The following is an 18,466-nucleotide window of genomic DNA, read 5'->3' as shown; positions in this document are numbered from 1 at the left end:
AGGCCCCGACCGGGTCGCGCCGGGCTGCGGCGGGGGCCCCTGAAGCGGAAAGGTCTCTCCTCATGCCCCTGGCCCTGCTCGCGCTGGCCGTGAGCGCCTTCGGCATCGGCACCACCGAGTTCGTGATGATGGGCCTGCTGCCCGACGTCGCGGACGACCTCGGCACCTCCGTCCCCACCGCCGGCTACCTCGTGTCGGCGTACGCGATCGGCGTGGTGATCGGCGCCCCGCTGCTCACCGCCGTCGGCTCCCGCGTCCCGCGCAAGCGGATGCTGCTGCTCCTGATGGCCCTCTTCACCGTCGGCAACCTCGCCTCCGCGCTCGCCCCCGGCTTCGGCTGGCTGATCGCGGGCCGCCTCCTGGCCGGTCTGCCGCACGGCGCGTTCTTCGGCGTCGGGGCCGTCGTCGCCTCCCGCCTCGTGCCCGAGGGGCGCCGGGCGCGGGCCGTCGCGACGATGTTCCTCGGCCTGACGGTCGCCAACATCGTCGGCGTACCGGCCGCCACCCTGCTCGGCCAGCACCTCGGCTGGCGGGCCACCTTCCTGGTCGTCGCGGCGATCGGCGTCTGCGCGATGGCGGCCCTCGCCCGGCTGGTCCCGCAGATCCCCGTGGAGGCCCGGCAGAACGTGCGCCACGAGCTGCGGGCACTCGGCAACCGGCAGGTCCTGCTCGGCCTCCTCACCGCCGTCTTCGGCTTCGCCGGGGTGTTCGCCGTCTACTCCTACCTCTCGGCGATGACCACGAAGGCCATGGGCTTCGGCGAGTCCGCCGTGACGCCGGTGCTCGCGCTCTTCGGCATCGGCATGACCCTGGGCGCGCTGGCCGCCGGCCCGCTCACGGACCGGGCCCTGCGCCCGACGCTGTACGGGTCGCTGGGCGCCCTCGCCGTCGTCCTGGCGGTCTTCCCGCTGGCGGCCCAGGTGAAGTGGGCGGCCCTGCTGATGGTGGTGCTGCTGGGCGCGGTGGGCTTCATGACGACCACGCCGCTCCAGATGCTGGTCATGAACAAGGCCAAGGACGCCCCCACCCTCGCCTCCGCCTCCAACCACTCCGCCTTCAACCTGGCCAACGCGGGCGGTGCGTGGCTGGGCGGCGCGGCGATCGCGGCAGGCTGGGGCTGGACGTCCCCGGCCCTCGTGGGCGCGGCCCTGGCCCTGGCGGGTCTGGCGATAGCGGTGACGGCGGGAGCGCTGGACCGCGAACGCGGCACATCGAAGGTGGTGGCGAAATCAGCCCGTCCGGCGCTTGAGGACAAGACGCCGACCACAACGGACCGAACCTGACCAGCGGAGCCCGGCCACAAACAAGCCCGTCCGGCGCTTGAGGACAAACCCCCAGCCCCGGACGGGCTCACGTATCCGTCAACCGACGGCCGTCACACCACTTCCCGCCACCGATTCGTGATCGGCAGCCGGCGGTCCTTCCCGAACCCCTTCGGCGAGATCTTCGTGCCCGGCGGATACTGCCGCCGCTTGTACTCCGCCGTATCCACCATCCGCAGCGTCTTCGCCACCAGCGCCCGGTCGAACCCGGCCGCGACGATCGCTTCGAGCCCCTGGTCCCGGTCCACGTACAGCTCGAGGATGCGGTCGAGCACGTCGTAGTCCGGCAGCGAGTCCGTGTCCACCTGCCCCGGCCGCAGCTCGGCGCTCGGCGGCTTCGTGATGGACGCCTCCGGGATCGGCGGGGTCTGCCCGCGCTCCTCGGCGGCCCGGTTGCGCCACTTCGCCAGCCGGAACACCGAGGTCTTGTACACGTCCTTGATCGGCCCGTACGCCCCGACGGAGTCCCCGTACAGCGTCGAGTACCCGACGGCCAGCTCCGACTTGTTGCCGGGGGCCAGCACGATCTGGCCCTCCTGGTTGGAGATGGCCATCAGCATCGTGCCGCGCAGCCGCGACTGGAGGTTCTCCTCCGCGAGCCCGGTGAGCCCCAGCGAACCCATGTACGCGTCGAACATCGGCTCGATCGGCACGGTCCGGAAGTTGAGCCCGGTGCGCCGCGCCAGCTCGGCCGCGTCGCCCTTCGAGTGGTCCGAGGAGTACTTGGACGGCATCGACACCCCGTACACCTGCTGCGCACCGAGCGCGTCGCAGGCGATCGCGGCGACGAGCGCCGAGTCGATCCCGCCGGAGAGCCCGATGAGCACGCTGTTGAAGCCGTTCTTCGCGGCGTAGGCCCGCAGGCCCACCACGAGGGCCGTGTACAGCTCCTCGTCGTCGTCCAGCCGGTCCGCGTACCCCCCGGCCAGCTCCGCCTCGTACGGCGGCAGCGGCTCCTCGGAGAGGACCACGTGGTCGATCCGCAGCCCGTCGGCGACCACGCCGGACGGCGCCTCGGCCGGGGCGGCGGGCAGGTCCAGGTCCAGGATCACGCTGCCCTCGGCGAACTGCGGGGCGCGGGCGATGACCTCGCCCTCCCGGTCGACCACGATCGAGTCGCCGTCGAAGACCAGCTCGTCCTGGCCGCCGATCATCGCGAGGTACGCGGTCGTGCAGCCGGCCTCACGGGCCCGCTTGCGGACCAGTTCCAGCCGGGTGTCGTCCTTGTCCCGCTCGTACGGCGAGGCGTTGACCGACAGCAGCAGCCCGGCCCCGGCGGCGCGCGCGGCCGGGACGCGGCCGCCGTCCTGCCACAGGTCCTCGCAGATCGCGAGGGCGACGTCGACGCCGTGCACCCGTACGACCGGCATCGAGTCGCCCGGCACGAAGTACCGGAACTCGTCGAAGACGCCGTAGTTCGGCAGGTGGTGCTTGGCGAAGTTCAGCGCGATCCCGCCGCGGTGCAGCACGGCTGCGGCGTTGCGCGGGGACCCGGCCGGCTGGCCGTAGCGCTCCGCCGCGAACTCCGAGCGGTCGAGATAGCCGACGAGGACCGGGATCTCCCCGAAGCCCTCCGCGTCGAGGCGGGCGGCGAGCGCGCGCAGCGCCGCACGCGACGCCTCGACGAAGGACGACCGCAGGGCCAGGTCCTCGACGGGGTAGCCGGTCAGCACCATCTCGGGGAACGCCACGAAGTGGGCGCCCTGTTCGGCGGAGTGCCGGGTCCAGTGGACGATCGCCTCGGCGTTGCCGGCGAGGTCGCCGACGGTCGAGTCGATCTGATTCAGTGCGAGGCGTAGTTGAGGCACGCGCCCCACTCTAATCGTCTGACTGACGCGATGTCCCGGCGGGCCGTGCGAAAGGACGATGCGCCCGCCCGGTCACCCGGCGGCGGTCCGCGAGTAGACCTGCTCCGCCCAGTCGGCGATCTGGTCGTCGGAGAGGTGCCGGGCGAGATCCGCCTCGCTGATCATGCCGACCAGCTTCTTGTTCTCGATGACCGGGAGCCGGCGGATCTGGTGGCTCTGCATCTCCTCCAGCACCGCTTCCACGTCCGCGTCCGCGTCGATCCAGCGCGGCGTGCCCTGGGCGAGGTCGCCCGCGGTGACCTTGGCCGGATCCCGCCCCTCCGCCACGCAGCCGACCACGATGTCGCGGTCCGTGAGGATGCCGATCATCCGGTCCTCCTCGCCGCTGGCCGAGATGGGCAGCGCGCCCACGTGGTGCTCGCGCATCAGCTGGGCGGCACGGTCGAGGGTCTCGTGCGCCGGAATCCAGGTGGCGCCGGTGTGCATGATGTCCTTGGCGGTGGTCATGGGGGATTCCTCCTGCGTACCGAGGGGCAGCCGTACGTACATCCCCGAGCGAACCCATCGTCATGGGCCCGTTCGGGGGACGCGACCGCTATAGCCCATTCGGGTGCATTTACGGCACGAGGGAACTTTCCGGACATGCCGCCTGGGCGGCCCGGCTCACTCCCCGTCGAGGCCGCCCGTGCAGGCGGCGCCCGGCTCGGGGGTCTGCGGGCCCTGCACGTAATGCGCGAAGAACTGCGCCACGCGCGGGTCGTCCGCCCCGTCGACGGTGACCTGCTTGCCCCAGGCGCTCAGCATGATGGCCCCGGCCTGGTCCTTGTAGGGGCTCATGAGCGAGTACGGCGTCTTCGAGACCCGGTCGGCGAGCTTCGCCACGTCGGCGGCGGGGGCGTCGTCGGTGTACGTCACCCAGACCGAACCGTGCTCCAGGGCGTGCACGGCGTTCACATCCGGGACGGCCTTCTTGTAGACCTCGCCGTCGCAGTTCATCCAGACCGGGTTGTGGTCCCCGCCGACCGGGGGCTTCATGGGGTAGTCGACGGCGTCGGTCACATGGTTGCGGCTGAGCTTCTTCGCGTCCCAGGACTTCTCGCCCTTGATCGGCCCGGTGGCCAGGTTCTCGTCCGTCTCCCCGGCGGAGGGCGTACCGCCCTTCCCGTCGGCGGTCAGTGAACTGTCCGAACCGTCGGAGTCCGACTTGTCGAGGATCGTGTACGAACCGAAGGCGACGAGCCCCGCGACGACGACGGCGCCGAGGCTCACGGCGAGGATCCGGTTGCGCCGGTCCCGCGCGCGGTCGGCGTTGCGCATCTGCTCTATTCGGGCCCTGCGGTCGTAGCTCATGTGGTGTGTGGTCCTTCTGCGAAGGGGACGGGGACCGGGCGGCTCCGGGTGGGTGACGGGGCGCTTCCCGCCCGCGCACACCACGGCCGCTGATCGTAGTGGGTGGCCGCGTGCTCCATGTCACGTCGGGTGCGTAATCTGGGGGAAATCCGGGGTCGTGATACTGGAGTCTCTCCCCAGCCCCGGGAGGTGGAGCACGGACCGTCTGAACTGCAAGGATGTGGCTATGGACAAGCAGCAGGAATTCGTCCTCAGGACCCTTGAGGAGCGCGACATCCGGTTCGTACGGCTGTGGTTCACCGATGTGCTCGGTTACCTCAAGTCCGTGGCCGTCGCTCCGGCGGAGCTTGAGCAGGCGTTTGACGAGGGCATCGGCTTCGACGGCTCCGCGATCGAGGGCTTCGCGCGCGTCTACGAGTCGGACATGATCGCCAAGCCGGATCCGGGGACGTTCCAGATCCTGCCGTGGCGCGCGGAGGCGCCGGGCACGGCCCGGATGTTCTGCGACATCCTCATGCCGGACGGCTCACCGTCCTTCGCGGACCCGCGCTTCGTGCTCAAGCGCATCCTGGCCAAGACCTCGGACCTGGGCTTCACCTTCTACACCCACCCGGAGATCGAGTTCTTCCTGCTGAAGGACAAGCCGGTCGACGGCACCCGGCCCACCCCGGCCGACAGCTCCGGCTACTTCGACCACACCCCGCAGAACGTCGGCATGGACTTCCGCCGCCAGGCGATCACGATGCTCGAATCCATGGGCATCTCGGTCGAGTTCAGCCACCACGAGGGCGCGCCGGGCCAGCAGGAGATCGACCTCCGGTACGCGGACGCGCTCTCCACCGCCGACAACATCATGACCTTCCGCCTGGTCATGAAGCAGGTGGCGCTGGAGCAGGGCGTGCAGGCCACGTTCATGCCGAAGCCGTTCTCGGAGTACCCCGGCTCGGGCATGCACACCCACCTCTCCCTCTTCGAGGGCGACCGCAACGCGTTCTACGAGTCCGGCGCGGAGTACCAGCTGTCCAAGGTCGGCCGCTCCTTCATCGCGGGCCTGCTGCGCCACGCCGCGGAGATCTCCGCCGTCACCAACCAGTGGGTCAACTCCTACAAGCGCATCTGGGGCGGCTCCTCCCGCGCCGCGGGCGCCGGCGGCGAGGCCCCCTCGTACATCTGCTGGGGCCACAACAACCGCTCCGCGCTCATCCGCGTCCCGATGTACAAGCCCGGCAAGACCGGCTCGGCCCGCGTCGAGGTCCGCTCCATCGACTCCGGCGCCAACCCGTACCTGACGTACGCGGTCCTCCTCGCCGCCGGCCTCAAGGGCATCGAGGAAGGCTACGAACTCCCGGCCGGCGCCGACGACGACGTCTGGGCCCTCTCCGACGCGGAACGCCGCGCGATGGGCATCGAACCGCTCCCGCAGAACCTGGGCGAGGCGATCTCCCTGATGGAGAAGAGCGAACTGGTCGCGGAGACCCTGGGCGAGCACGTCTTCGACTTCTTCCTCCGCAACAAGAAGCGGGAGTGGGAGGAGTACCGCAGCGAGGTCACGGCGTTCGAACTGAAGGCGCTGCTGCCGGTGTTGTAGGCCGCTATACGTTGTTGCGGGCCGACGGTGGCGCACCGTCGGCCCGTACGCGGTTGACGGCGGCCCGGGGACGGGTCCCTTCTTCACCCTGACGGTCGCCTTGGGCTACGGTCATGCCCCACGTCTGCGAGGAAGTGGTGCTGATGAGCCGTCATGTACTGGCCGCGACGGACCCGGCCGGCAGGGAGATCGCCCGCGAGGAGCGCCCCGCCGCGCCCTCGCTCGCCATGGTCGCCGCGTACGGGGATCTCCACGCCTGCGACTACGTGACCGTCTCCCAGGGGGAGTCCGTCGGGCTCTACGCCCGCGATCCCGAAGGCACCTGGGACGCCGTGAGCCCCGGGACCGACGCGGTGACCGCCGACGAGATGCGCCTGTGGTTCGAGCTCACCCACCACTACCCGGGCCCGGGCGGGGCGGACCCGGGCCATCCGCTGGGCAGGGCCCCGCAGCCGGGTGCGGTCGGACGCATCGACGAACGGCGCGCCATCTCCCTGGTTCAGGAGCACATCGCCACCGGCGGCCTGGACTACCCGACCCGGGGCCTGGTGGCGGATCGGTTCGCCGCGGGCTGGAGCGTGTACGCGCCCGTCGACGTCGATGACAGCGATCCGCTGGCCTTCCTCGACATGCCCGTCGGCCGTTCGGTGTTCCTGGTCGGTGACACGGGGCGCGTCAAGGAGGTCACCTCCGCGATCCCGCCCGGACAGGCCGAGGCCCTGTTCACCGGGGAGGAGGCCTTCGTACGGCGCCCGCCCGCCGAGGAGGCGTTCATGAACGACCTCAAGGCGGAGTTCGAGCGCCTCGACGCCCGCCCGGGGCAGCCGGGCGCGGTCGCCGGCTTCACCGTCGTCGGTACCCCGCCCGAGGACGTGACGGCGGCCCGCGTGACCGCGCTGACCGACGAGATCGCCCGCCAACTGGCGCTGTGCGGGCCACCGCGGTGGGAGCGCATGGTGGCGGCGTTCTCCTGCGCGGTCTCCGCCGAGACGGCCGATCTGTGCTTCTGGGAGAACGAACGGCCCGTGGAGGCGCGGGTGCCGGAGCAGATAGCCCTCCTCGTACGCCGCCAGCGCCACCTCGCGGCCGCCATGCCGGCCGGACCGTGGCTGCGTCTGATCGTCGCCGTCATCAAGGGGCCCGACGGCCGGGCGGAGGTCTCCACCCAGTACGACTACGGCGACGAGCGGCTCCCCGACGGGCAGTTGCTCGCACCCTCGCACTACCGCAACGACCTCGCCGCGTATCCGCGGGCCGGGGTGCCGGCATGGCTGCGGGCCCATGCCGGGGCGAACGGCCGGCGCACGGCCACCCCGAGCACGGCCACCCCGAGCACGGCCACCCCGAGCACGGCCACCCCGAGCACGGCCACCCCGAGCACGGCCACCCCGCGCACGGCGCCTCCGCCATCCGCGCCCCTACGTCAGGAGGTCCCCGAGCGCCCCTTCGTGGACAGTCGGGTCGGCTGGACGACACACGTGGTCGCCGACCGGCAGCGGATCACGTACGGCAGTGACTCGCTGGCCTGGGAGGAGATCGAGTGGGTCCGCTATCCCGTCTCGCGGACCAGACACCAGGGCTTCCTGGTCCCCTCCACGTACACCCATACGTACACGTTCGGCGTGGGCAGATACGGGGACTCACTCAGGGGCCTGCGAAATCTGATGTGGAGCAAGAACGGCAAGAGGGCCGAGGCCCCCGAAGGGTGGCTGGCCCTGGTCGAGTTCGCGCAGCGGGTCCTCGAACCGCGGTTGCTCGCGGAGCGGCTCGACCTGATCCGGCGCGGTGGCTCGTTCACCATCGGCGAGATGAGCGTGCACCGCGGCGGGCTCACGCTGCGCGGGGTGATGGAGGCCGACTGGCGGTCGATCACAGACGTCGAGGTCGCGGACGGCCTGGTGTGGATCCGTGAGCGGGGCAGGCAGCAGCCGGTGAGGGTGTCCCTCGACGGCGCCAACGCCGTACTGCTGCCTCGCATCGTGGCGGCCATGGCCGGCTGAGCCGCGGCTATCCGTGCAGGCGCCCCGAAACCTGTGTGATCTCCTCGGCGCCCAGCGGGTACGGGCTGCCGTAGAGCAGCGGACCGGTGACGACGGCGGGACCGGTGACGGGCGCCGCGCCGTGGTCGGCGGCGAGCCGGCTGGCCACGGGGTTGGGCGGGCCGGAGCGCGCCCGGCCCGGGCCCTCCTCGGCGTACCAGAGGGTGAGCTCCTCGCCGAGCTTGGTGGAGCGTATGTGTTCCGAACCGAGGAGACGAGCGACCTCCTGCACGAGGTCCATCCCGTACGACGCGGTCCTCACCTGCTGGATGCCCCGGTCGGACACGAGCAGCACGCCGGACGTCGCCTTGTTCCGCTTGAAGAGTCCCATCCCGTCACTCTATTGACGCGGCCACATCACCTGCCACCCTCCCGAACGGGACCGCGCCCGAGCCGTTCGCGTGCGGGAAAAGGGATTGAGGGACGACCACATCGCCGATAGCTTTCCCGCAGACCGTGACACCAGTCGAGGAGGTGAGACCCGTGAACGTTGTACGTACGTGGGTGCTCCCCCTCTCCGTTGCGGCCGGCGGCTGATCCAGGTCTCGCCGGGAGCGCCTTTCTCGCAGGCACTCCCGAAGGGCAACCGCCATGAACACTCTTCTCTTCACCGCCGAGTCCACCGCTGACGGCATCGTCGAGCGCGACTTCACCGTCGACGGCGTCCCCGGGGTCCTCTGGTCCCCGCAGTCCGGTGCGGACCGCGCGCCGCTGGTCCTCCAGGCCCACGGGGGCGGCAACCACAAGAAGCACCCCGCGATGTCGGGCCGGGCCAGGTACCTGGTGCAGGGCCGCGGCTACCACGTGGCCGTCCTCGACGCTCCCGGTCACGGCGACCGGGAGCGCACCGAGCACGACGAGCGGGAGGTCGCCGCGCTGTTCGCCGCCAGGGCGGCCGGTGAGCCGGAGGGGCCGGTCGTGGTCCGCTACAACGACTACCTGGCCAGGATCGCCGTGCCCGAGTACCGCGCGCTGCTGGACGCCCTCCAGCAACTCCCGGAGATCGGCCCGGACGGCCCGGTCGGCTTCTGGGGCATCAACATGGGCACCGCGATCGGCGTGCCGTTCGTGGCCGCCGAGCCCCGGATCACGGCCGCGGTCTTCGGCCAGCACTGGCCCGACGCGCTGGCCGGTCACGCGGAGCGGATCATCATCCCGATCGAGTTCGACCTCCAGTGGGACGACGAGCACATCTCCCGCGAGGAGGGCCTCGCCCTGTTCGACGCCTTCGCCTCGACGGAGAAGTCCCTGCACGTGAACTCGGGGAAGCACAAGGAACTGCCCCGCTTCGAGGCGGAGAGCGCGGTCCGCTTCTTCGCCCGACACCTCGGCTGACGCGCATCCAGGTGGTTCACGAGTTCCGCTGACGCCCGGCGATGAAGCGGTCGATCTCTCCTGCGGCACCGCGGGGGAGATCGGCATGCGCCGACTCGGGCAGGGCCGCGACGACTGCACGCAGCTCCTCCGCGAGCTCCGGCAGCAGGGTCCAGACGGTCGACGGCACGTTCACGGTGGCGAGCAGCAGGTCGCCCGGGTAGAAGTAGGCGTCGAGCAACGGCTCCTCCACCAACAGGCGCACGGCGAGCGGGACGACGTACGGCAACGCCACCCCCTGCGAGACGAGCGTCCGCAGATCCGCCGCCGTCAGTTCGCGCAGCGGTACGCGCCGCAGCGCATGCACCGTCCGCACCAGACGGGTCGCGTCGGCGGCCGGCTCCGGCCAGCGCGGCGGATCCAGCTCATCGAGCGTGCGGTCGAGATGCAGCAGAGGGCCCATGGCGTTCATTGTCGGCCTCGACCCACGTGTGCGAGCCGGGGTGCCCGGCGAACAGACAGCAGGCGTCGCCGTCGTTCCCGGGGGCGGCGGACGGGCAGTCGGGGAGGACGCTGAGCCCGACTTCGGCGTCGTGCCACCGAAGCCACAGGGCCGTGGCGGGCCCGGCCTCGTCCAGGAGTGCGTAGTGCGGGCCGCCGGTGTGGTGGGGGAGTTGGCACTGTGCGGCCGCGTCGACGCAGCCCGACGCGGCGGTGTGACGTGCCTCCTCGGCGAGGGCCAAGGGTAGGCGGCGCCAGAGCGTGCACCGCATCACGACACCGCCCGGCTGTTTGCGAGCGGGTTCCGTTCCACGCACCGCGCGCAACCACACGGCGGGAATCCGCCCAGGTCGGGGAGTGCCCGGGCATCCGGCACCTGCACCACCGTGATGGGGCCCCACGTCCGGCCCGAGTCGCGCGACACCCGCAGCGTCATACGCGTAGCAGCAACCTTGAACGACGACATGAGCACCTCATGTGTAAGAATCGATGTCATGCACTCATGTGCATGAGTGATGTGGATGGCAATGCCCGACTCCTGTGCATGAGTCAAGTGGCCGTCCTCGCCTCAACGAGCTCCGCAGCGCCTAAGGGTGACGGGATCTCAGTCTTCGGCCGGGAAGCGGTACTCCAGGACGAACTGGTCGGCGGCCATGATCGTGTCGCACACCTCCACGATCCGGCCGGACGTCGCTCCGGCATTGCGTACGAGGTGGACGACCGGGGACCCCGGGCTGAGTGACAGTGCGGATGCCTCGGCCTTGGTGGCGAGGCGGGCGCGGACCGTTTCGCTGAACTCCGCGAGGGTGTGGCCGTGCTCTTCGAGGCGTGCGTAGATCCCGCCCCCGCCTGGGTTCTCGGCGAACAGTTCCGGGATGTCCTTCGCGATGTCCCAAGGCAGGTAGGAGGTGGCCTCCTCGGTCGCAACGCCCTCGCGGAAGTACCGGCGCTTGCGTGCGAGGACCTGGGAGCCGACGCTCACGCCCAGTCGCTCCGCGATCTCCTCGGGCGCCTCGGCCGGGCCGATGAAGAGCACGGTCACGGAGGGCTTGCCGGTGGACTGCTCCGCTTCCGCGAGGTAGGCCGCCTTGCCCGCCTTCCGGTGTGCCCGACGGAACCGGTCGGAGGACTTGCGCTCCACGGGCGGCCGGGAGCGCACGAACGAGCCGCGCCCGTGGTGGGTCTCGATCAGTTGCGTGGCCCGCAGTTCCGCGACTGCTTTGCGTACGGTTCCCGAGGCGACCCCGTAGCGCTCCATGAGGGTTGTCTCGCTCGGCACGGGGTCCCCGGCTGCCAGCATGCCGGACCGGATCTGCGCCGTAAGGTCGTCGGCGATCTGGAGATACTTCGCTTTGGCCGAAGAGGTTACGTCGTTGCCCGTCATGGTCCTTCTGAGTCTCCTATTCTCATGTATATGAGTAACATCCGTCACGAGAAGCCGTCAACGCCGCTTCACTCCGTGTCAGTGGCCGGAGTTGTCGTCCGGGAGGACGGTCGCGTACTCGCGATCAGGCGGGCCGACAACGGGACCTGGGAGCCGCCCGGTGGTGTGCTCGAACTGGCTGAGGCCCCGGAGGACGGCGTCCGGCGGGAGGTTTACGAGGAGACCGGTCTCAAGGTGCGGGTCGACCGGCTGACCGGGGTGTACAAGAACACGTCGCGAGGCATCGTCGCTCTGGTCTTCCGCTGTCGCGCTGAGGGCGGCTGCGAGCAACTGTCCGACGAATCAACCGCAGTTGAGTGGCTCACCCCGGACGAGGTCGCGGCCCGGATGGCCGAGGTCTACGCGGTCCGGGTCGCCGACGCCCTGCTCGACGGTGCGCCGCAGGTACGCACACACGACGGCAGGGCGTTCGATCCGCTTCCTGAAGACATCGCGGAAAAGGGGTAGTCGTCTCACAGACCGAAGGTGCGCGTCTGTTTCGGGAGAGTTGGATCGCCGGGGTGCGGCGGCACTTTCCCGGGGAGCCGAAGGCCGGGTACGTCACGCCGTGGGAGGAGACCCCGCAGTGGGAGCGGGAGGCGGCCGGGGCGGTGTGCGCGCAGGTGCGGCAGTTCGTCGAGGTGAGCGGCGGGCACGCGGCGCGGCTGTCCCGGGAGCAGAAGGGGCGGTTCGTCGCCTTGTGCTGGACGGCCCAGATGTACAAGCACTTCGAGGAGCCGAAGCCCGGGTACGTCGCCGACTGGAGTGCATTGCCGGAGTGGCAGCGGGAGACCGATGCCGACATCTTCGAGGCCATCGAAGCCGAGCGGTGAGTGCCGGTTCTCTGTAGCGTTTGGCGGCGTGACCGGGAGGTCGACGGGGGAGGATGCGTATGTCACGAAGGTGGAAGGTCGCCGCGGTCCTGCTGGCCGCCGGGTGCGTGGCCCAGGCGGTGCGCAGGCGGTCGCGGGCGGACTGGACGGTGCGGGCGAACCGGGAACTCGACGTCCGCGACCGGGTATTGCGCGAAGAGGCCCCTGAAACCGCCGGTCTCCGGCATGAGGCCCATCGCCTGCGCGAACTGGGGGACGCGGCCGGTGCGCTGGAGGTCCACGCGCGGTTGCTGGCCGCGCGGGCTGAAGCGCTGGGGGAGGACCACCCGCACGTGCTCGTCACGCGCTTCAACCATGCCGGCCATGTATGGGAAGCCGGGGACAGGGCCGGAGCGCTGACCGCGTACGAACAGGTCCTGGCCGACATGGTGCGCGTGCTGGGCGAGGACCACTCCGATACGCGGTGGACGCGGAACGTGCTGACGATACGGAGGAACAATGCGGAGGCGGATCCTGGGCCGCGCTAGGCATCGTCGGGAGGCGGTCAGCCGGCCGACGTGCGCCGTGTCGTCTCGGCCGCCTCGGTGAGGGCGCGCTGCCTGAGAGCGCCGAACAGCTGCTGCCTGACGGCGACCACGACGTCGTCCGCGCCGACGGTCCGCCCGTCCCCGCGGCGGTCGGACACGACGAGGGGCGGATCCTCGGGCTGCCGGGCCGGGGCGGGCGCCGTCAGGGCGACCGACCCGAACCGCTCGGCACCGCCTCGGCGGACGACCTCGGCCGCGTCCCGGGCCAGGTCCGTGAGGAACACGCTCGCGATGCCGTCCAAGTCGCGGACCAGGGCCGGGACCGCCCTCACTCCCCGGCTCCCCAGCAGCCTCCTCACCCCGGGTTCGAAGCGGTGCGCACCGGCCACACCACTCGGAGTACGCGTCCCGCGCCGCTCGCGGAGAGACACGAGCACACCCTCGGCGTCGCGCAACTCGCCCAGCAGGCCGTGGAAGGTCGGGCTGTACAGGTACCAGTCCGATCCCACCTCCACCTCGACGTTCCGGTCGATCGCCGCGATGAGGTCCTCGGGTATCAGCCGCTTCCTGGACTTCTCGGCCGCCGCTGCTCCGGCGGCGTCGATGATCTCCGTCAGCACGGTCCGCGTCGCCGAAGCGGCGGTCCACGCGGCGGCCCGGGAGACGTGCAACGAGGTCACGTCCCGGAACACCGCCCTGACGAGATCAGGCTTGAACGGCAGGCCGGCCACGGCGGACGAGGTCTGCGGACCGACGCGCTCGGTGCGCGGAGGGCGTGGGGGCATCGAAGAACTTCTCGGGTTGTTCACCCCGGTGATGCTGCCACCCGGGTCCGACAGCGGGTCTCGTGGCACGCCTCGCAGGATCGGTACATGGTGGCCTTGGTCCCGTCGTTCATCTGTTTCCTCCTTTTCTGTACGGGTCTGGTACGAGACCGCCGCCGAGTGAGCAACGCGGTCCTGCTGGGCCTGTCCGTCGTCTTCGCGGTCGTCGCGCTCCTGCTGCATGTCGCCTCGGAGCGAGCCCAGTTGGGCCGCGACCTGGTCGTCGTGCTGCTGACCCTCGCGGGCGTGGGTGTCGTCACGCTGGCGTGGTTCCTCATCACCATGGTCCGCAAGGAGGGCCGGAGCCCGGCGAACCTGCTGTCCCTGGGAGCGGGCACGGCCCTGGTCGCCCTGCTCGGGCTGCTGATCACCGCGCTGGTGCTGCACACCCACACGCTTCTGGTCGTGGCGGCGACAGCGGTGGCGCTCGCCGGGTACATCGCCTTCCTGTTCCTCTGCTTCCTCGTCTACGGGAGCCTGTACGGGCGTCTGCGCATCCGGCGCCGGGCGGACTACGTGGTGGTCCTCGGCTCGGGCCTCATCGGCGGCACCACCGTGCCCCCACTGCAGGCCGGCCGCCTCGACCGGGCCCGTAAGGAACACGCCAGGCTGTCACGGAAGGGCCGGCGCCCCATGTGATCGGCGCCCCGACAGCCGCGTACTTCTGGCCGAGCGCCATGATCCGCGAGTTCGTCGCCCTCCTGGTCACGTACCGCCGCACCAACGCCGTAATCTTTCTGCTCGTCCTGCTGAGCGGCCTCTTCATCTGGTGGCTGGGGTGGCCGTCACCGGGGGCCCTCACGTAGACCTCGCCGGGCGGCCGGCGGAGTGCGTGCGAGAGTGGCGCGATGAAGACCATCGGATTGATCGGCGGCATGAGCTGGGAGTCGACCGCCGAGTACTACCGGCTGCTCAACGAGGGAGTCCGGGGGCGGCTGGGCGGCCTCCACTCGGCCAAGTGCGTCCTGTACTCGGTCGACTTCGCCGAAATCGAGCGACTGCAAGTGGCCGGACGCTGGACGGAAGCCGGCGACATGCTCGCCGACGCCGCCCGGTCGCTCCGGGCGGCCGGTGCGGACCTGCTGCTGATCTGCACCAACACCATGCACAAGGTCGCCGACCAGGTGGCGGCGGCGGTGGACGTTCCCCTGCTGCACCTGGCCGACGCGACGGCGGCCGCGGTCCGTACCGCCGGGCTGACCCGGGTGGGGCTGCTGGGCACCGCGTTCACCATGGAGCAGGATTTCTACCGAGACCGGGTGGCCGGACACGGCTTGGAGGTGCTTGTGCCCGACGCGGACGACCGAGCCCTCGTCCACCGGGTGATCTACGACGAACTCTGCCTCGGCGTCATCAGGGAGGAATCCCGAGCGGCCTACGGTGAGGTGATCGGCCGCCTCGTGGCCGCCGGCGCGGAGGGAATCATCCTCGGCTGCACCGAGATCGAACTCCTCGTCGGCCCGGAGCACAGCCCCGTTCCCGTCTTCGCCACCGCGCGCCTGCACGCCGAGGCCGCCGTCGCGGCAGCGCTAGCGCCCCGGGGCCGGTAGCCTCCGCCCCATGGAAAGCCCGCACGCAACGACCACCCTGTGGCGGCCCACCGGGCCCGAGGAACTGGCGCTCGTACGCGAGTTGGACTGGCGCGCCTGGCCGCCCCGGCTTCCCGAGCAGCCGATCTTCTATCCGGTGCTCAACGAGGACTACGCGATCCGTATCGCGAGGGACTGGAACGTGAAGCACAGTGGCGTCGGCTACGTCACCCGGTTCGACGTCGAGTCGGAGTTCCTGAGCCGGTATCCCGTTCAGCAGGCGGGTGGGCGGACGATCCTGGAACTGTGGGTGCCGGCGGAGGAACTGGACGAGTTCAACGCGCACATCGTGGGCGAGATCACGGTGACCCACGAGTTCCGGTGACAGGACTCTGCGTTGAAAACCATGGGCCGCGGCGGGCTTTCCTGCCGCGGCCCATGGCCTGATCGGTGGCGGTGGCTTCGAAGCGGGTGGTGGTCTTCGAGTCGCCGGCGCCGTGCCGGGCCTGAACCACGGAAATCATCTGTGGATGTCTCTCGGGTTCCGTTGGAATCGTAGGGAGCGGATCGCTTCCGATTCCATACGGGGCGCCGATTTACGGATACGTAGAAAACGCCGGGCCGGTCAGAAGCGCGTTGCCGGGATCGTCCTTCCGTACGGCCAGGCGTCCATGGTCGCGGCCGGCCGGTCGAGGATCCCGCCGGGGTGCAGGCTGCGCCCCGGGTGCGCCGGGTTTTCTGCGTATACGTGAATCCGGCCCCCTGATGTAACGGCGAGCCCGATGGCTCTAGGGTCCGGGGGCGGGCGGCAACGCTGGGCGTGAACCGTGTCCCGAAAGGGCGTCGGATGACGGCCTTTTGCTGGGCTCTTATTCAACAGGAATGCCCGCGACTCTGTTAAGAAATATTTCCGATGTCTGCGACTTGAAATCCCTTCGATCGCTGGGCAATAGTTCCGTTCGCGGCGAGTCGATGACTTTCCGTTAGCCAGAAACCGCCTTCGTCGGTGCGTTGTTCACGCATTTCGGCGTACACCCCCCTTGAGTTTCTGGCTGCCCATCAGAAGGGATCAACGTGCGTAACTCCCGTAAGTACCGCATGGCAGCGCTGGGCATCGCGCTCTCGGCCTCGGCAGTCCTGGGAACCCAGACCCTGGCACAGGCGCAGGAGACGGAGTCCGCCCCCCGCTACCAGCCCGAGATGGTCCGGGCGCTGGCCGCTTCGCTCGGTGTGAGCGAGAAGGCCACGACGGAACGGCTGGACCGGCAGGCCGCCCAGCAGGCCAGGCTGGCCGCGCTCACGAAGAGCGGCATAGCCGGCGACGGGGCCTTCTTCGACCGCTCCGGGAAGCTGACCGTCAACGTCGGCGACAAGGGCGAGGCGGCCAGGGTCGAGAAGGCCGGCCTCGCGGCCCGGGTGCCCGCGAGAGGACAGGCGGCACTCGACAAGGTCAAGTCCCGGCTGGACGCCCTCGCCGCGAAGAAGGTCCCCTCCGGAGTGGCCTCCTGGTCCGTGGACCTGGCCTCCGACAAGGTGACCGTCAAGGTCAGCGACGACCGGGGCGCCGCCGCCAAGGCGTTCCTCGCGAAGGCCGCCGGCTACGGTGCCGCCGTCGAGATCGTGCGCGGCCAGGAACAGCTCGAAGCCAAGGCCGCGATCTACCCCGGCAGCAAGATGACGCTGAACAACACCACCGGCTGGTGTTCCGTGGGCTACGGCGCCCACGACAGCTCCGGCAGGCAGTACCTGGTGAGCGCGGGGCACTGCATCGTGAACACCCTGCGCTACGACGGCACGGCCTTCGCCCAGGGCTACAACACCCGCTACAAGCTCGGCAGCAACAGCGTTGACATGGGCATTGCCACCGTCAACTCCGGCCACTCGATCGTCACCGCCGTCGGTACCTGGAACCAGGGCAGCACCAAGACGGTCGCGGTCAAGGGCAGCAGCCGGGCCGCCGTCGGTGCCGCGATCTGCAAGTCCGGTGCCACCACCGGCTGGACCTGCGGATCGATCACCTCGTACAACAACACCGTCACGTACGTCGATCTCAACGGCGGCCCCGACACGGTGATCACCGGCCTGGGCGCCTCCAGCGTCTGCGTCGAGGGCGGTGACAGCGGCGGTGCCTACATCTCCGGCAACCAGGCCCAGGGCATGACCTCCGGCGGCCCGACCAACCAGCAGTGCACCGGCGGCGTCAACTCCCGCGGCTCCTCGTACTTCCAGCCGCTCGGCGACGCCCTCCAGTACTACGGGCTGACGCTCAACACCAACTGAGCACGTCCGCAAGGGGAAAGGCCGGGGCCGCTCGCGCAACAAGGCGAGCGGCCCCGGCTGCTTCCCGGCGGGGCCCGTACGCCCCGGCCGCGACTCCCGTCCGAAGACCTCCACCCGCTGGAAGACGCCATGGTGAACACCCCCCACATCACCGACCCGGACACGATGTTCGCGACGACGTTCAAACAGGCCCTGCAACGGCGTGGTCTGCCGTTGGAGGACGTACGCGATCACCTCGAGGCCCACGGAATCACCCTCAGCGTCGCCACCCTCAGCTACTGGCAGAGCGGGCGCAGCCAGCCGGAGAAGGCCCGGTCCCTGTGCGCCGTCGACATCCTGGAGCCGTTCCTCGGCCTCCCCGGCGGCACCCTGCGGTCCCTGCTGCGGCGCCGGCCGCGCGGCTGGGTGCCGCCCCACGACCCGGCCGCCGTCCGTGGTGTCTACGGCGAGAACTCCGACGTGGAACAGGCCCTCGGCGACGACTTCCCGCACTTCAACGCCGGTCTGCGAAGACTGGTCGTCCACGAGGCGGTACGCGTGAACGAGCACCGCCTCGTCGACGAGATCCGCGTCACCGTCGCGGTCAGAGCCGTCCACCACGACGCGCGGCACCTCACGGTCATCCACACCCTGGACGGCGCGGAGGGCGGCGCGACCGACGTCACCGTCCCCTCGGGGCCGGCCCCGCGCACCTGGTTCCGGCCGGAGCCCAACTGCGTCGTCGCCGAGATCCCGTTCGGCCGCCGACTGGTCAGGAACGAGACCGCGGTCGTCGAGTACACCGTGCGTACCGCCGCGACCGCGGGCGTCTCCCACCAGCACGAGTCCCGCGTCACCACACCCCTGCAGACCTATCTGCTCCAGGTCCGCTTCCACCCCTCGGCCCTGCCCTCGAAGTGCTGGCACTCCTACCGCAGACGACTCGGCGCCGAGCCCGGGCGCCAGCTGGCACCGCTCGACGGACTCCATACGACGCACCTGCTTCCCATGAAGCCGGCGCCGGGTGTCCACGGCGTCGAGTGGCGCTGGGCCGACTGAACACGGGCGGGCTCGCCCCGCCACGGCCTTGGTACGGTGCGGGCACCGGCGGCGAGGTGCCGGGGCGCGCCGTCTCCGCACCTTCCGCCA

At 70.4% G+C, this 18,466-nt stretch carries 18 protein-coding genes and 1 pseudogene; 12 read left to right on the top strand and 7 right to left on the bottom strand.

Features of this window, described 5'->3' with window-relative positions:
- Positions 1-62: 62 nt before the first annotated feature.
- Positions 63-1,283, top strand: a complete 1,221-nt coding sequence (locus AMK18_RS16255) for an MFS transporter (RefSeq protein WP_073863334.1) — start codon at positions 63-65, stop codon at positions 1,281-1,283.
- A 92-nt stretch (positions 1,284-1,375) separates the two neighbouring features.
- Here AMK18_RS16255 and AMK18_RS16250 read toward each other — a convergent pair whose 3' ends face one another.
- The 3 genes from AMK18_RS16250 to AMK18_RS16240 all read right to left on the bottom strand — a co-directional run bounded on the left by AMK18_RS16250 (position 1,376) and on the right by AMK18_RS16240 (position 4,480).
- Positions 1,376-3,130: an NAD+ synthase gene (locus AMK18_RS16250; protein WP_026171574.1), complete on the bottom strand. Its 1,755-nt coding sequence runs from the start codon at positions 3,128-3,130 to the stop codon at positions 1,376-1,378.
- 72 nt (positions 3,131-3,202) lie between these two features.
- Complete coding sequence (locus tag AMK18_RS16245; RefSeq protein WP_026171575.1) at positions 3,203-3,637, bottom strand: CBS domain-containing protein; 435 nt, start codon at positions 3,635-3,637, stop codon at positions 3,203-3,205.
- A gap of 156 nt (positions 3,638-3,793) precedes the next feature.
- The gene (locus AMK18_RS16240) at positions 3,794-4,480 is read right to left on the bottom strand and encodes a DUF3105 domain-containing protein (RefSeq protein WP_026171576.1); all 687 of its coding nucleotides are present in this window, start codon (positions 4,478-4,480) and stop codon (positions 3,794-3,796) included.
- A 226-nt stretch (positions 4,481-4,706) separates the two neighbouring features.
- Here AMK18_RS16240 and glnA point away from each other — a divergent pair, with 226 nt between their 5' ends.
- Together glnA and AMK18_RS16230 are read left to right on the top strand one after the other, a co-directional pair.
- On the top strand, positions 4,707-6,068 hold the full coding sequence (gene glnA, locus AMK18_RS16235) for a type I glutamate--ammonia ligase (RefSeq protein WP_018103490.1): 1,362 nt from the start codon (positions 4,707-4,709) through the stop codon (positions 6,066-6,068).
- 143 nt (positions 6,069-6,211) lie between these two features.
- Positions 6,212-8,068 carry a hypothetical protein gene (locus tag AMK18_RS16230; RefSeq protein WP_073863333.1) on the top strand — a complete coding sequence of 619 codons (1,857 nt, stop codon included), beginning with the start codon at positions 6,212-6,214 and terminating at the stop codon, positions 8,066-8,068.
- A 7-nt stretch (positions 8,069-8,075) separates the two neighbouring features.
- Here the strand turns inward: AMK18_RS16230 and AMK18_RS16225 are convergent, their stop codons facing one another.
- Positions 8,076-8,438 carry a hypothetical protein gene (locus AMK18_RS16225; protein WP_073863332.1) on the bottom strand — a complete coding sequence of 121 codons (363 nt, stop codon included), beginning with the start codon at positions 8,436-8,438 and terminating at the stop codon, positions 8,076-8,078.
- 260 nt (positions 8,439-8,698) lie between these two features.
- Here AMK18_RS16225 and AMK18_RS16220 point away from each other — a divergent pair, with 260 nt between their 5' ends.
- A complete protein-coding gene (locus AMK18_RS16220) occupies positions 8,699-9,442 on the top strand; it encodes an alpha/beta hydrolase (RefSeq protein WP_073863331.1) in 744 nt (247 codons plus the stop codon).
- A gap of 16 nt (positions 9,443-9,458) precedes the next feature.
- Here the strand turns inward: AMK18_RS16220 and AMK18_RS16215 are convergent, their stop codons facing one another.
- Together AMK18_RS16215 and AMK18_RS16200 are read right to left on the bottom strand one after the other, a co-directional pair.
- Positions 9,459-9,884, bottom strand: a complete 426-nt coding sequence (locus AMK18_RS16215; RefSeq protein ID WP_073863330.1) for a contact-dependent growth inhibition system immunity protein — start codon at positions 9,882-9,884, stop codon at positions 9,459-9,461.
- Positions 9,885-10,526: 642 nt separating this feature from the next.
- On the bottom strand, positions 10,527-11,306 hold the full coding sequence (locus AMK18_RS16200; protein ID WP_073863732.1) for a GntR family transcriptional regulator: 780 nt from the start codon (positions 11,304-11,306) through the stop codon (positions 10,527-10,529).
- 18 nt (positions 11,307-11,324) lie between these two features.
- On the opposite strand from AMK18_RS16200, the gene AMK18_RS16195 reads away from it, so the two are divergent.
- The 3 genes from AMK18_RS16195 to AMK18_RS16185 are packed head-to-tail and all read left to right on the top strand — an operon-like array spanning position 11,325 to position 12,705.
- Positions 11,325-11,813 (top strand): NUDIX hydrolase, encoded by a 489-nt coding sequence (locus AMK18_RS16195; RefSeq protein WP_073863731.1) that lies wholly within the window; start codon positions 11,325-11,327, stop codon positions 11,811-11,813.
- A 44-nt stretch (positions 11,814-11,857) separates the two neighbouring features.
- Positions 11,858-12,178, top strand: a complete 321-nt coding sequence (locus AMK18_RS16190) for a hypothetical protein (protein ID WP_241836600.1) — start codon at positions 11,858-11,860, stop codon at positions 12,176-12,178.
- Between the two features lie 59 nt (positions 12,179-12,237).
- Complete coding sequence (locus AMK18_RS16185; protein WP_079199297.1) at positions 12,238-12,705, top strand: tetratricopeptide repeat protein; 468 nt, start codon at positions 12,238-12,240, stop codon at positions 12,703-12,705.
- A gap of 17 nt (positions 12,706-12,722) precedes the next feature.
- Here the strand turns inward: AMK18_RS16185 and AMK18_RS16180 are convergent, their stop codons facing one another.
- Positions 12,723-13,490 carry a hypothetical protein gene (locus AMK18_RS16180; protein WP_073863326.1) on the bottom strand — a complete coding sequence of 256 codons (768 nt, stop codon included), beginning with the start codon at positions 13,488-13,490 and terminating at the stop codon, positions 12,723-12,725.
- 87 nt (positions 13,491-13,577) lie between these two features.
- On the opposite strand from AMK18_RS16180, the pseudogene AMK18_RS16175 reads away from it, so the two are divergent.
- The 5 genes and pseudogenes from AMK18_RS16175 to AMK18_RS16155 all read left to right on the top strand — a co-directional run bounded on the left by AMK18_RS16175 (position 13,578) and on the right by AMK18_RS16155 (position 18,376).
- A pseudogene (locus tag AMK18_RS16175) lies at positions 13,578-14,335 on the top strand (hypothetical protein).
- A 42-nt stretch (positions 14,336-14,377) separates the two neighbouring features.
- Positions 14,378-15,079, top strand: a complete 702-nt coding sequence (locus AMK18_RS16170) for an aspartate/glutamate racemase family protein (RefSeq protein WP_073863325.1) — start codon at positions 14,378-14,380, stop codon at positions 15,077-15,079.
- Positions 15,080-15,089: 10 nt separating this feature from the next.
- Positions 15,090-15,443 carry a hypothetical protein gene (locus AMK18_RS16165; RefSeq protein WP_073863324.1) on the top strand — a complete coding sequence of 118 codons (354 nt, stop codon included), beginning with the start codon at positions 15,090-15,092 and terminating at the stop codon, positions 15,441-15,443.
- Positions 15,444-16,132: 689 nt separating this feature from the next.
- On the top strand, positions 16,133-17,338 hold the full coding sequence (locus AMK18_RS16160) for a S1 family peptidase (RefSeq protein WP_443333222.1): 1,206 nt from the start codon (positions 16,133-16,135) through the stop codon (positions 17,336-17,338).
- 129 nt (positions 17,339-17,467) lie between these two features.
- Entirely contained in the window at positions 17,468-18,376 is a 909-nt protein-coding gene (locus AMK18_RS16155; protein ID WP_073863322.1) for a hypothetical protein, read from the top strand.
- Positions 18,377-18,466: the final 90 nt, after the last annotated feature.

The sequence above is a fragment of the Streptomyces sp. CB01249 genome (assembly GCF_001905735.1).
Taxonomy (GTDB): Bacteria; Actinomycetota; Actinomycetes; order Streptomycetales; family Streptomycetaceae; genus Streptomyces.
Note: the sequence above shows the minus strand (reverse complement) of the source record. Positions and strands in the feature narration are given on the sequence as shown.

What these genes read in the sequence shown, in the direction of transcription:
- AMK18_RS16255 (WP_073863334.1), top strand. Translation starts at nt 63, where the DNA reads ATGCCCCTGGCCCTGCTCGCGCTGGCCGTGAGCGCCTTCGGCATCGGC.
- AMK18_RS16245 (WP_026171575.1), bottom strand. Translation starts at nt 3,637, where the DNA reads ATGACCACCGCCAAGGACATCATGCACACCGGCGCCACCTGGATTCCG.
- AMK18_RS16240 (WP_026171576.1), bottom strand. Translation starts at nt 4,480, where the DNA reads ATGAGCTACGACCGCAGGGCCCGAATAGAGCAGATGCGCAACGCCGAC.
- glnA (WP_018103490.1), top strand. Translation starts at nt 4,707, where the DNA reads ATGGACAAGCAGCAGGAATTCGTCCTCAGGACCCTTGAGGAGCGCGAC.
- AMK18_RS16230 (WP_073863333.1), top strand. Translation starts at nt 6,212, where the DNA reads ATGAGCCGTCATGTACTGGCCGCGACGGACCCGGCCGGCAGGGAGATC.
- AMK18_RS16225 (WP_073863332.1), bottom strand. Translation starts at nt 8,438, where the DNA reads ATGGGACTCTTCAAGCGGAACAAGGCGACGTCCGGCGTGCTGCTCGTG.
- AMK18_RS16220 (WP_073863331.1), top strand. Translation starts at nt 8,699, where the DNA reads ATGAACACTCTTCTCTTCACCGCCGAGTCCACCGCTGACGGCATCGTC.
- AMK18_RS16215 (WP_073863330.1), bottom strand. Translation starts at nt 9,884, where the DNA reads ATGGGCCCTCTGCTGCATCTCGACCGCACGCTCGATGAGCTGGATCCG.
- AMK18_RS16200 (WP_073863732.1), bottom strand. Translation starts at nt 11,306, where the DNA reads ATGACGGGCAACGACGTAACCTCTTCGGCCAAAGCGAAGTATCTCCAG.
- AMK18_RS16185 (WP_079199297.1), top strand. Translation starts at nt 12,238, where the DNA reads ATGTCACGAAGGTGGAAGGTCGCCGCGGTCCTGCTGGCCGCCGGGTGC.
- AMK18_RS16180 (WP_073863326.1), bottom strand. Translation starts at nt 13,490, where the DNA reads ATGCCCCCACGCCCTCCGCGCACCGAGCGCGTCGGTCCGCAGACCTCG.
- AMK18_RS16170 (WP_073863325.1), top strand. Translation starts at nt 14,378, where the DNA reads ATGAAGACCATCGGATTGATCGGCGGCATGAGCTGGGAGTCGACCGCC.
- AMK18_RS16165 (WP_073863324.1), top strand. Translation starts at nt 15,090, where the DNA reads ATGGAAAGCCCGCACGCAACGACCACCCTGTGGCGGCCCACCGGGCCC.
- AMK18_RS16155 (WP_073863322.1), top strand. Translation starts at nt 17,468, where the DNA reads ATGGTGAACACCCCCCACATCACCGACCCGGACACGATGTTCGCGACG.